This window comes from Maribacter sp. TH_r10, assembly GCF_033101095.1.
Taxonomy (GTDB): Bacteria; Bacteroidota; Bacteroidia; order Flavobacteriales; family Flavobacteriaceae; genus Maribacter_A; species Maribacter_A luteus.
In genome coordinates this window covers 633,100-646,274 of the sequence record NZ_JAWMPY010000001.1, presented here as the reverse complement: position 1 = coordinate 646,274, position 13,175 = coordinate 633,100, and the positions used below count along the sequence as shown (strand labels likewise).

Genomic DNA, 13,175 nt, shown 5'->3' with positions numbered 1-13,175 from the left:
TGAAGATAAAGATAATATTCGGTAGCTTTTCATAGATAATCAACCTTAATATTTTCGAAAGTCATTCAGTACACTTTCAACCTGTTTTACCCTTTCCTGCATAGACCCTGAAATTAAGGTATAAGAAAGACCCCTTGCTTTTAAATCGGCGAATATCTTCTTTTGGAACTCCATTCTATTGGCATCTCCGGAACGATCCCAAGTATCATCATAAGGAATATCGGTATCGCAAACGAATATCACATCATAGCGCTCATGGCACTTATTGGCCAAACTATTGAGGATATCCGTGGCATGCCCATGGTAGTATAAGGAAAACAATCGGGTCGTAAGGGCATTGGTGTCCGTAAATAAATATCGATTTGATTTTTGAATGTATTCGTCCTCACGTGCTAAATGACCCATGGCAATTTCCTGGAGCTGCAACATTGTAAGTCGACGGTTCACTTGATGTTTTTCCCAATATTCCCGACCATACTCGGGCATAAACTGGGTATCATAATGCTGGGCCAACACCTCGGAAAGAGTGGATTTCCCCGTAGAGGGAGCACCCAATAAAACAACATTCGTAATTAAGTCTTTGTAAACAATGGAATGTATAAATGGTCTGTTTTGCAATGGATTGTTTCTAATCTTTGTGGCTGAAATGGGAATTTGTTCCCTCTTAACATCCACCCGCCTATCCACAGCACCTAAAGCCAACGACACATGCTCCCCGTACGGTTCACTGGAATAAAAATGAGTAACGCTGATATTCTTTAGCAATGCCTTGATATAATCTTCCTGAATCTTCATGACTTCAGGTGTGTAACCAGAATCAGTCGGTGCTTTGTGTCCTTCTATAACAGTAATATCCGGATATAGCTGTCGGATCCAATCGGCCCTTGTTTTTAAAGGAATAGTGGTAATGGGATCATCATAAACCACAACGATTACCATATCCATTTCATCAATAGCCGTCTCGATCATTAATTGATGCCCCTTATGTAGTGGGGCGAACTTTCCCAAAGTCAGTCCTGTTTTCATGCCATTACTTTAACTTCAGTCTGTTTTTTAAATGATTTCTTCCATGCGAAATAACCTATTGTCGCCATTACAAGGAAAGCTATATATAATATGGACGTAAAGTAGAGCGCCTTATTAATATAAATACCGATTGCGATAACATCGACAGCAATCCAAAATAACCAAGAACCGAGTTTTTTCTTGATCATTAAATATTGGGCAACAAGACTTGCCGATGTGGTAAACGCATCAGGGTAAGGTAGGGCCGCATCTGTTTGCGTGTCCATTATCAACCCCAAGGATAAAGTACCAAAAACGGTCAGTGCCAACCATATGGCCCAGTTTTTTATTTTGGAAACTATAAGTACGCTGTTGTCATTCCCGGAATACTTCCAACTATACCAACCCCAAATCTGAAGGAAAATATATATGATATGTAATACCATATCAGAATAAAGCTTGGCAATAAAAAAAATATAGGTGTATAGGGAAACTTGAATCAGTCCAAAAAACCAGCACCATATATTCTCTCGTATGGTGAAGTATACTGCAAAAAATCCGAACACAGTTGCTAGTGCCTCAATATTCAAAAGCAAGGGAATTTAAAAGGTGGGAATGAATCTTTTTATTTATCGTACGAACCATTGAAAGCCAAAATTAGGATATAATTTCAAATAGTAGCGCCTTCCATATGGGTATTCTTTTTAAGAGTTTATCCGAAACCACACCATCGTCAATAAATTTTTATAGCTAATTAAATTGCTTTCTTTCGATTCACCTATACGTACACCCTAAAACTTATTTCAAAAGATTAGCGAAGTTATAACTGGCATTCACCAAATTATCATAACTCTTGGCCATCGCTTCTTGTAAGGTCCCGACATCCCTAACTATGGAAGCTACATATTCAAGTCCGAATGCTTGTTGTTGTGCTATGGATATACTGACCGATCCACATAATGCCGCTACCGGTATCTGCTTTCGTTTGGCGGATGTAACGACCCCATCAATGGTCTTACCAGAGAGGGTTTGCTCGTCTAACTTTCCTTCTCCCGTAATGATCCAGTCGGCACCTTCGATGGCCGTATCAAAACCTGACAGCTCTTTGACCATATCGATCCCCGAGATCAAATCACCTTTTAGGAAAATGAGGGCGCCGCCTCCAACTCCACCAGCCGCACCAGCACCATCCACTTCCTGTAAATCTATATGGAATTGCCTTTCGATAATCTTAGCGAAATTGTTCAACCCTTGATCCAATAGTACAATTTCATTGTCTGATGCCCCTTTTTGTTTTGCGTAGACATAGGCCGCGCCATTTTGACCGTAAAACGGATTGGTAACATCGCAAGCAACTTTTACCATTACCCCATTGAGTTTGGGGTTTTTATTAGAATCATCGATTTTACGTACCGCTGCAAGATTGCCCCCTATAGGTTTCAGTTCTTCTTCACCCCCATCCAAAAAACGATATCCCAAAGCACTTGCCATACCCATACCCCCATCATTGGTGGCACTTCCACCAATACCAAGGATGATTTCCTTTGCACCCTTTTCCAATGCATCAACAATTAATTCGCCCGTACCCAATGTGGTCGTGTACATACAATTGCTTTCTTCATCTTTGAGCAACTTGAGTCCGGATGCCTCAGCCATTTCAATATAGGCAATCCCGGTACCCTTGGAATACAAATATGACGCTTCAATAGGTCGAAAAAGTGGGTCATTAACCGTTACCGATACCTTATCGCCATTGATATAATGCCGTGCGACTTCCATAGTACCATCACCTCCGTCGGCCAATGGCATTTTGAAGATTTCTGCTTCTTTAAATACCATTCGAAGTCCTTCTTCTACGGCATCGCAGAATTCGAATCCGGTCAAGGAACCTTTAAATTTGTCTGGAGCGATAATGAATTTCATAAGCTAAGATTAATGCAACAATTGAGGTAGTAAAATACTAAATAGAACAATGGCAATAAAGAACCCTACCAAGATAAGCACTTCTTTTCGACCAGAGTAATAAACCACCTCCAAGCCTTCGTTGACATTCCTTTTTACGACCAAACTTATAACATAGGCCACTACCAAGGTTATAATACATCCTAGAGCATTCCACCAAAACCAAAATATCTCGGGCACGTAAAGCCATAGATAAACATTAAACAATACGCCTACTACAATACCAATATTGGCGCCAAGGGCATGTGTTCTTTTGGTTAAGATCGCTAAAATAAAAGCTGCCAAGATAGGGCCATAGAATACTGAACTTATCTTGTTGATCACCTCTATTACCGTTCCTTCAATATTACCGGCAAAAAAAGCAAAAAACAAACAGACCAATCCCCAGAAAATAGATAAAAAACGTGATGTTCTTACGTATTGGCCGCCCTCCATACCGGGTTTAAAACGCTTGACAAAATCTTCCATCGTGACCGCAGAAAGTGAATTGACCGTTGAACTCAGGGAAGACATGGCCGCCGACATGATTGCAACGATCAAAATACCGATAATACCATTTGGCAAATATTTGATTATGAAAACAGGGACCATTAAATCTGCTTTTTTACCTTCTAATGAACTGATATTGGCCTGATACACACTATTGATCAATTCCTGGAAATTGGCATCTTGCACCAACAAGGTTCCCAATACCAACCCCATAATACAATAGGTCAATGTGAGTGGAAAACGTACCAGTCCGTTGGCAAGTAATAACTTTTTAATGGTCGGCATATCCCTAGCCGACAATAATCTTTGGGATTGTGTCTGATCGGTACCATAGTATGATGCATAAAGGAAAAAACCACCAATGACCATGGGCCAAAAACCGAATTCATCATTTTTATCCCCATTACTAAAGCCCCACTTGCTAAAGTCAACAGCGGTTAGCCGATCTTGGTCTACATGGGTAAGGAAATTATCAAAACTACCCAATTCGTTGATTCCGTAAGTAAGGCAGATGACTATTCCTAAAAATAAAATGACCATTTGTATTACGTCGCCCCAAATGACCGCTTTCATACCTCCTTGAAAGGAATATATTAAGGTAATAACCCCGATGATCAATACCGAAATCCAAAAATCAACCCCAATGGTGGCCTGCAGAATCAAGGCCATGGTATAGACCATTACCCCAGTGGCCACAGATCTACTTATTTGAAAAACCAAACTGATCAACAAACGTGAAGATGCATCAAATCTTTTTTCCAAATATTCATAAACACTTACGATTCCTGATTTATACAGGGTGGGGATTATGGCAATCAACAGAAACGCCATCGCCAATGGCACCCCAAACTCATAGGTTAACCATTGCATTCCCCCACCTTCCTTCAATCCTACGAATGCAGGCGCGGAAATAAAACTGATGGCAGATAATTGTGTGGCCATCGTGGATAAACTTAACGGCAACCATCCCATACTTCTTCCTCCTAAGAAATAATCACCTGAATTCTTATTTTCTTTAAAAAAGTACCCTATTCCAAGAAATGCAACAAGGTAAACGACGATGATGATATAATCTAGATAGTTCATTGGTTGATTTTAAGTGCTAATTTGGCTTTTACATTCTCATGCCATTCATGCTTTAGTAACCCCATTAATAGGTTGTCCGATCTTCCTTGCCCATCAAGTGAAGGAAACATATTGCGTAAAACCCCTTCTTTTTTGCATCCTACACTTTTCATTGCAGCTATGCTAATGACATTATCAATGTAAGAACCAAATCCTATACGTTCTATACCTAATTCTTCAAAAGCGAATTGAAACAATAAATATTTACAACGTTTATTCAACACTGTTCCCCTAAAGGCTTTTCCGTACCACGTATGCCCAAGTTTAATAGTATTCAATATGGGTGAATACTCATAGAATCGAGTGGTACCAGCATATTCGTTCTTTATCTTATCATACACCACAAATGGATATTCCCTACCTAATTTTCGGTTTTCCATTGCCGTATGAAAATATATCCAAAGACTATCAAAATCATCACCTCGCTCAAAAAAATACTTCCAGATTTCTGGATCATTAGAGATTAGCGATAAAGGCTGGCAATGACTTTCCTGCAATGGAATCAACTTCACATATTCGTCCTCTAAAACGTAATCTTCAGTGAAATTCAGTTCTTCATTCGCTTTGACCATGGCTTTTTATCAGTCTTTTAAAAGATCCAACAACAATGCCGCACTCCATGAAAAATTATTGCCCCCATAACCTGTTCGTTGAGATTCCCCCGAATCTTTTCTACAATCGAAATATTCAAAAAACCCATCACGTTCTATCAAAGCTATGGAATCTTGTTTCACACGTTCAGCAATTTCATTAAAACGGTAATTTTTCAGTCCATAATACAAAACCCAGTTCATATTGATCCATACGGGTCCCCTCCAATATTTTTTGGGATTGAACCGTTCATTGGTAGGGTCAAAAGAAGCGCAAAGGTATTTATCATCACCCCCAAACCTCTCCATCATTGTTTTTACCAAAATAACTGCCCTTTCTGGATCCGGTATATTGGCGAACAGAGGTGAAAAGGAAGAGGAAGAAACAAAACGTATAGGTTTGTTATTCCTTAAATCAAAGTGTATATAAGCCCCTAGTTCATCATCGAACAATTTGGTATTGAAATTCTCAATACTTTTTATCTGCCACAGGTTCAATACCTTTATTTTATCCTCATTTCCACCAATAATCCTATATAGCTCCATTAACGCCTCATTCGACTTTATCAACATGGCATTGAACAATGGATCTTGTACTAAAAAGGGTGATAATTCCGCAATTCTTGCATCATCATAATTATATTCCTTCGCGATATCTATAAGATATAAATAATGATCATACTCACGCTTTGTTGGTCTTTGGGAGGCATCTACATGGGTAGTATCCCTACGTTCAAAAGTATATTCTGGCGGATTCATCGTACTCCATATATCATCCCAAACGGGGGAATTATCAGTACCTGACTCCCAATTATGGTATATATAGACCAGACCCTCGTTATAAGGGTCTCTATTCCCATAAAAATAAACATGGTTATCATAAACCCTATCTATATGTTCCTTAATAAATGCCAACATATCTTCTTTGTCTTCAGCAATTCGATACATTTCCTGTAAAACAAAACCGGTTACCGGAGGTTGAGTCATGCCAGTGGATCTATACTTTTTTGAAGAAAGTGGGTGCAGTTCTGACTGATGAAAATCGGGTCCTGGAAAATATGAGTCATTATCACTATGGAAAACAATATGGGGTATAAAACCATTTTCCCATTGAGCATCCAACAAGGAATGAATCTCTGTTTTTGCCTTTTCAACATCATAATGGGCAAAACCTATGGCAATAAACCCTGAATCCCATTTCCATTGAAAAGGATAAAGTCCCTTACTTGGAATTGTAAAGCCACCTTCTTGAAAATTGGCATCCAATACCTCAATGGCCCTTTTTCTTAAATTTTCTTTCATAAATTGAATCTGATAAAAAACATTGGCGGCTTTTTACCGCCAATGACCTTAGAATTAAAAAAACTAACTTAAACTAACTAGAACTATTTTTAAAAATTCAAAGTGGCTGTCAAGAAAAACCTTCTTGGTAGAATAGGCCTTCCTACAAAAAATTCTGTTTCCGACTGCCCGGCAATACCTGCTCGTGGATTACCTTCGGTTAGCCCTACACTATCAAACAAGTTGAAAACCGAAACACCCAATCTCAATGAATTCACATCTTGAAGCTTAAAGGTATAGCCTGCGCCCAATCTTGCTATGGTAATGGCATCCAATTCAACATTATTGGAATCATCGGTAAATTTTTTGCCAGTATAGTTCAATGTGAAATTAGCATCAAATTTTCTGTCATTATAATTTAGCCCTATGCTTCCAAGTAAATTTGGCTGTCTTCCTATTTCATTCCCTTCATTGATCGTTGAAATATCTCCAGTGGTAAGATCAGTAGTTTCATTGGTTTTAATCTCATGATTCTGATATGTGACCGTTCCGTTAACATTAAAATGATCAGTAAACCTGTAGTTCCAAGTACCCTCCAAACCAACTGTACTCGTACTTTGTTCAGATCTTCCTTGGTCCACCAAGTCACCATTTACAATGGCCTGATCAATACGAATACGATCGTTCAATTTTACAAAGTAAGCGGCAACGGAACCTGAAAACTTAGGGGTTCCAAATTTTGCCCCAAATTCTCCTTGTAATATGGTTTCAGCTTCATAGTTAGATTCTCTAATACCTGGTGTTGGTGTAAAGCCCCTTTGTTGAGGAAAGAAAAACCCTCTAGAGAAGTTGGCATATAAATTGGTCGCATCTGAAAGTTCATATAAACCTGCTAATGAAACTGCCCAATCCGTATCATTGATTTCTGCGGTCGTAAAGCTTCCATCAGCAAAACGTACGTTTCTTAAATTATCGGTTAATTCGGTGTCTTCATAAACTGTCGATTCTTCTAACCCTCCATTATTGAATACCCCAGTTGTTGATTCTATTCTTAGTCCAACATCAAAACGCCATTTGTCATAAACCATTTCATCGGTGGCATAAAACGCTGTCCTGCTTTGTGTTAAGAATTTATTGGAAGTCATTCCTATTCTATTGTAAAGACCACCATCCGAATAGATCACATTACCACCTGCGGCATCAGTATAACTTAAGTTTACCAACCTTGGGTTGTTATTGAATTCTGACAGCACTCTGTATTGGTAATTTACGTCCTCGGCTTCTGTTCTAGCCAAGTATGTGCCCAAAGTGAATGTATGATGTCCATCTTCAGAATTAAAAATTAAGTTAGCTTCCCCAGCATAATCGGTCATAGGTCTTAAACGATCTACATGAAGGTTTTCAATAACCAGATCATTACCATTAATTTGATCTCCACTTCCACCTTGATATGTAGCATCGAAAGCCGTATTACCAGGTGCTACTTCAGAGACATAATCTGAAAGGGTAATAGGGTTGCCATAATCACCATTGCCACCGACATAAAGTGCAAAATTGTGTTCATAATTGGCATATTTCACTTTTGAATTAAACCGAATATTATCGCTCAAATGATACGCAAATTCTCCCATAAGGTAACCACCTTTGGTATATACACCGTCTTCAATCGGACTTTCATATACACCGCCAGGAGTTAAAAATGAAGTATTCGCCAATTCACCGGAAAGTAATTGTTCCACATCATCCCCATCATTACCGACAAGACGTTCCCTTGATCCACCTTCCAACGGTAAGGGCATAAAAAACTGGGCCTTATCATCTATATATTGACCATGTACCGTAAAAGAGCCATTTTCAAATTTCTTTTTGATGTTTCCCCGAAATTGAACACCTCTGGTAGGCATCCCTGTTTCTATTGGGCCATCATCTTTTCTTATAAAACCGGTAAAAGCATAAAAAGTATTGGAATCTTCACCACCAAGTTGACCCCCTGTATAAAAATCGGTTTTCAATCTACCTTGACTACCCCACTCCATATTTATTATATTGCCAGGGTTGGTGTCGCCGGTTTTACTAGTATAGTTTATAATACCTGCTACCGAGCCTGCTCCGTACAGAACGGCAGCGCCACCTCTTACAAATTCTACGCCTTTAAAACCAATATCGGGCCTCGCATATACATCATGTGCCGATGAGTTTAATCCAAAAGTACTCATCAAAGGCATGCCGTCATATTGTAGCGGGTTGAAAACATATTGCCCTCCTGATGGAAGACCCCTTACAAAAAGGTTGGTGGCCGTTTCACCTCCACCACCTTCTGCAGTAATACCAGGAACATCCCTTAAAATATCTGCCTGACTATTGGCTGAAAGTTTTGTTATTTCAGACATTTTTTTAGAACTTATAGATAATGGTGCTTGTTTTTGCGAACGAAAGGTACTTGAAGCAGTTAAAACAACCTCATCCAGTAACTCTCCCCCTTCTTCCATAACAAAATCCATTTTAACCGTTGCGCCTGTGAGTTGAATACCTTTAGAAATGGTTAAATATCCTAAGTAGGATACTTTTAAGGTTTGCTCACCTTCCAAATCTGTATTAAAAGTATAATTACCGTTAAAATCCGTTGTAGTACCTGCAGTACTTCCGGCTAAAATAATGTTCGCCCCTGGAATGGGCTCTCCCGAACTGTCTGTTACAGTTCCTGTGATTTCGGTCTGGGCAAAGCTGATTGTCCCTATTAGAAGACCGATTACCGCAAAAATAACTTTCTTCATAATTGTTGAGTTTTTAGATATTAGTTCGATTGTATAATTATTATATCAACAATCTGATGGTAAATATATTTGTATTTCGCACTTTTGATACTTAATTTTTACGATTTTACCACGCAAACGTTTGCGATAACGTTTGCAATTTGTTTTGTAACTTGGTTTTTGTTATAAAATTCCATAAACCATTGAATAAGAAGCTGATGACCAAAAAGAGAACTACCACCCTAAAAGAGCTAGCCAATGTTCTTGACCTCTCAATATCCACAGTATCAAGGGCTTTGAACGATCATCCCGATATTAGTCCGGCGACAAAGGAAATTGTAAAAAAGTTGGCAAAGAAAATGCATTATGCCCCCAATCTATTTGCGAGGGGGTTCCGGTCACAGGAAACCCATATTCTAGGGGTTATCGTACCAAATATATCCCACTTGTTCACCTCAACGATTTTAAAGGGAATTTTAGAAGAAGCAGAACTTAGGGGCTATCGTGTCATTATCTCCGAATCACAGAACAATGAATCCAAACAAATCGAGATGTTAAAAACGATGACCCAGTTCGGTGTGGATGGAATTCTAATGTCCTTAGCTAAAAAAACCTTAGCCTTAGATGCCATTTTACAGATACTGAACCATAAACCAATGGTCCTTTTCGATAAGGTTTCGGACAAAATACCCTGCACCCAAATCGTAATCAATGAAGAAGAGGCTGCCTTTAATGCTGTTGAACATCTTATCAACTTAGGAAAAAAGAGGATTGCCATCCTCAAAGAAACCGAAAACTCCTTTAATTCCGAGAAGCGATATACCGGATATTTGAAAGCCTTGAAAGAATACCATATGGATATCGATGAAAAAATAATCCTCAGTACTGAGGATATTTCGTTAAAGAATGGCAGTAGGTTGACTCGAATGCTCCTAAGTTTAAAGAAGAGACCCGATGCCATTTTTGCCATAACCGACAATGCGGCGATAGGGGCGATCAAAGCACTTCATAAATTCAATGTAAAAATACCCCAGGAAATCGCCGTGGTGGGATTCAGCAATTCTGTAAATTCCACGATTATACAACCTGCCCTAACCACTGTGGATCAACCTGGCGATAAAATCGGGCGTACTGCCGTTAAATACCTGATTAAAGAAATAGAAAACCAAGAAAGTGATGAAGCGATCAAAACAGTAGAAATCAAAACCAGCCTATTGGTTCGTGATTCATCATTTACCGCCTAAATATCAGTCTTTCTTGACACTCAGGACCAGAACCGGAATGGGTACCGAAAATTCAGATTTACTAATGGTATTCTTTTCCCATAACTTAACGAAAAAGCCCCTCTTTCTGCGAAAAACACATAACAAATCGGGTTGTTTAGACTGAAAATGTTCCATTACCCCAAGATAGGTAGTAGGGTTTTCAGTGATGGTAAGTTTATAGCAAAGATCCATCAATGCCGTATTGATTCTTAAATCGTCATCGGTATATCCAGGTGTTTTTACAAGAAGTAAATTGACCACAGCATCATGTTTCATCTTTATCTCCATTAGTGGGGCCAAAATACGTTTACGCTTTAGAATCCCCGATTTAAATGCGGTCAATATATTTTTAAACGGCTTGTATTTAATACCCTCAGGTACGATCAAAGCAGGAATATTGGTTCTTTTAATAATCCTCCCTGCCGTAGTACCCAAATATAGATCTTCATGGACATGATTGCTCTTTGGGGACAAAATTATCATATTAATACCCAGTTGTTTGTCTATTTCCTTGATCCCATCAACTATTTCCCCTTTATAGGTAGCTATGTTAATTTCAACATTTTTGGAATCGACCTCTGAGATAATGGTCTTTAAACGCTCTTTTCCACTCTTTGCGAGCTTTTCGGAGATGTTGGCCAAACTCCCAGCTTTAGCACTTACGTTATACGCATCCATTACATAAACTTTTAATGAAAAGTCAGCAGCAAAGTCAACAGCATATTGTAAGGTTTCATTAACGTTGGGCAAGGTACCAATGGGTACAAGAATGTTCTGCATAGCGGCAAATATTGATTAATACTTTAAATTTACGACTAAAATAAAACCTATTCGTGATTCGATTGGCAAAATTACCGGAAATTCATGACATTTTAAATGTCACTAATTCATGTGCCGCTTTTATGATCGAGCACGGTATTTATCAATGGAACGAACATTACCCATCAAAAAATGCTTTTCTAAAGGATATTGAAAGATCTGAATTGTACGTTCTGGATAACGGGGAAGGCATTATCGGTACCATTGTAATTTCAACCCTGATGGACAAAGAATATATTCCTGTTCAATGGCTTACCCTGAATTATAAAAACCTCTATATACACCGTTTGGCCATAGACCCTTCCCAACAAGGTAAAGGATATGCCCAAAAATTAATGTCTTTTGCGGAAGACAAAGCCAAGAAAAACGGACTCGTTTCAGTTCGTTTGGATACTTTTAGCCAGAACAAACGTAACCAACGTTTTTATGAGGCCCGCGGATACAATAAGCTATCAGACATATATTTCCCCAAACAAAGTGAGCATCCTTTTCATTGCTATGAATTAATTTTATAATCCTGGAACAATACCTTGAAAACAGTCGTAAGTTTTAAAACCATCAACAAATTGGCAATTCCGGCAACTATCGCAGGAATCGCCGAGCCCATTCTGTCAATCACCGATACCGCCATTGTCGGGAACATTCCTGTAGACGGATTGGAATCACTGGCTGCAGCTGGTATTGTCGGTTCCTTTCTTTCTATGCTCATTTGGATATTAGGCCAAACCCGTAGTGCCATTTCTGCCATTATTTCCCAATATTTGGGAGCCGGAAAACTCGAAAATGTCAAGACCTTACCCGCACAGGCCATTTTTTTGAATATTTCGTTGAGTATCATCGTTCTATTATCTACCATATTCATTGTTGAAGAAATATTTGTATTGCTGAATGCTTCCGGAAAAATACTCGAGTATTGTATCTCTTATTATTCCATTCGTGTTTGGGGTTTCCCTTTAACCTTGTTCGTTTTTGCGGTAATGGGGATATTCCGAGGATTACAAAACACGTATTATCCCATGTTGATTGCCATAGTGGGTGCTATACTAAATATTGGTTTGGACTTTTTACTCGTATATGGTATTGAAGGGATAATTTCCCCCATGTATCTTAAAGGTGCCGCATATGCCAGCTTAATTGCACAAGCGATAATGGCAATCATGGCTTTTTCCCTCTTAATTTCTAAAACCGATATAAGCCTAAAGGTCCAATTTCCCCTTCATAAGGAATTGAACCGATTGATTATCATGAGCCTAAACCTCTTTATCCGAGCAATAGCCCTGAATGTTGCCCTTATATTAGCGGTAAGGGAAGCAACGGCACTTGGTGACAAATATATAGGTGCGCATACCATTGCCATTAACCTTTGGCTATTTTCTGCCTTTTTTATTGATGGATACGGTGCAGCCGGAAATATTATGGGAGGCAGGTTGTTAGGGGCCAAGGATATTAAAGGACTATGGCAACTAGCCAAGAAAATAATGATCTATGGGGGAATTGTTAGCATTCTTTTAATGCTCATCGGTTTCCTTTTCTACAAACCTATAGGCCATATTTTCTCAAATGAGACGGCTGTGCTTAAAACATTCTACAGTATCTTTTTTATCGTTATCCTAGGGCTCCCCATGAACACCGTAGCTTTTGTTTTTGACGGCGTTTTTAAAGGTTTGGGAGAAATGAAATATCTTAGGAACGTACTGTTAACGGCAACATTTCTAGGTTTTGTGCCAACCCTATTTTTGACCAAATACGCCCACTGGGGCCTACATGGCATTTGGATTGCCCTTACCGTATGGATGGCCATCCGTGGTGGTGCGTTGGTTTGGAAGTTTAGAAGAAAGTTTCGCCCGTTAATTCTAAAATAGATATATTTGAATCCCTCGAAACAC

The 13,175-nt window shown here is 38.9% G+C and carries 11 protein-coding genes; 3 read left to right on the top strand and 8 right to left on the bottom strand.

The window, feature by feature from the left end:
* Positions 1 to 45 precede the first annotated feature (45 nt).
* The 7 genes from R3X28_RS02680 to R3X28_RS02650 form a co-directional block, all read right to left on the bottom strand.
* On the bottom strand, positions 46 to 1,026 hold the full coding sequence (locus tag R3X28_RS02680; protein ID WP_317662204.1) for an AAA family ATPase: 981 nt from the start codon (positions 1,024 to 1,026) through the stop codon (positions 46 to 48).
* Complete coding sequence (gene pnuC / locus R3X28_RS02675) at positions 1,023 to 1,595, bottom strand: nicotinamide riboside transporter PnuC (RefSeq protein WP_317662203.1); 573 nt, start codon at positions 1,593 to 1,595, stop codon at positions 1,023 to 1,025. The genes R3X28_RS02680 and pnuC overlap by 4 nt, the downstream gene beginning before the upstream one ends.
* Before the next feature lie 208 nt (positions 1,596 to 1,803).
* Complete coding sequence (locus tag R3X28_RS02670) at positions 1,804 to 2,928, bottom strand: glycerate kinase (RefSeq protein WP_317662202.1); 1,125 nt, start codon at positions 2,926 to 2,928, stop codon at positions 1,804 to 1,806.
* Between the two features lie 9 nt (positions 2,929 to 2,937).
* Complete coding sequence (locus R3X28_RS02665; protein ID WP_317662201.1) at positions 2,938 to 4,542, bottom strand: sodium:solute symporter; 1,605 nt, start codon at positions 4,540 to 4,542, stop codon at positions 2,938 to 2,940.
* Positions 4,539 to 5,153: a GNAT family protein gene (locus R3X28_RS02660; RefSeq protein WP_317662199.1), complete on the bottom strand. Its 615-nt coding sequence runs from the start codon at positions 5,151 to 5,153 to the stop codon at positions 4,539 to 4,541. Before R3X28_RS02660 ends, R3X28_RS02665 begins: the two co-directional genes overlap by 4 nt.
* A 9-nt stretch (positions 5,154 to 5,162) precedes the next feature.
* A complete protein-coding gene (locus tag R3X28_RS02655; RefSeq protein ID WP_317662197.1) occupies positions 5,163 to 6,473 on the bottom strand; it encodes an MGH1-like glycoside hydrolase domain-containing protein in 1,311 nt (436 codons plus the stop codon).
* A gap of 89 nt (positions 6,474 to 6,562) precedes the next feature.
* Positions 6,563 to 9,226: a TonB-dependent receptor gene (locus R3X28_RS02650; protein ID WP_317662195.1), complete on the bottom strand. Its 2,664-nt coding sequence runs from the start codon at positions 9,224 to 9,226 to the stop codon at positions 6,563 to 6,565.
* Between the two features lie 197 nt (positions 9,227 to 9,423).
* On the opposite strand from R3X28_RS02650, the gene R3X28_RS02645 reads away from it, so the two are divergent.
* Positions 9,424 to 10,449 (top strand): LacI family DNA-binding transcriptional regulator, encoded by a 1,026-nt coding sequence (locus tag R3X28_RS02645; protein ID WP_317662193.1) that lies wholly within the window; start codon positions 9,424 to 9,426, stop codon positions 10,447 to 10,449.
* A gap of 3 nt (positions 10,450 to 10,452) precedes the next feature.
* Here R3X28_RS02645 and R3X28_RS02640 read toward each other — a convergent pair whose 3' ends face one another.
* The gene (locus R3X28_RS02640) at positions 10,453 to 11,250 is read right to left on the bottom strand and encodes a universal stress protein (RefSeq protein ID WP_317662191.1); all 798 of its coding nucleotides are present in this window, start codon (positions 11,248 to 11,250) and stop codon (positions 10,453 to 10,455) included.
* Between the two features lie 53 nt (positions 11,251 to 11,303).
* Here R3X28_RS02640 and R3X28_RS02635 point away from each other — a divergent pair, with 53 nt between their 5' ends.
* Both R3X28_RS02635 and R3X28_RS02630 read left to right on the top strand, forming a co-directional pair.
* Positions 11,304 to 11,804: a GNAT family N-acetyltransferase gene (locus R3X28_RS02635; protein ID WP_317662189.1), complete on the top strand. Its 501-nt coding sequence runs from the start codon at positions 11,304 to 11,306 to the stop codon at positions 11,802 to 11,804.
* A 15-nt stretch (positions 11,805 to 11,819) separates the two neighbouring features.
* Positions 11,820 to 13,151 carry an MATE family efflux transporter gene (locus R3X28_RS02630; protein ID WP_317662187.1) on the top strand — a complete coding sequence of 444 codons (1,332 nt, stop codon included), beginning with the start codon at positions 11,820 to 11,822 and terminating at the stop codon, positions 13,149 to 13,151.
* The last annotated feature ends 24 nt before the right edge of the window (positions 13,152 to 13,175 follow it).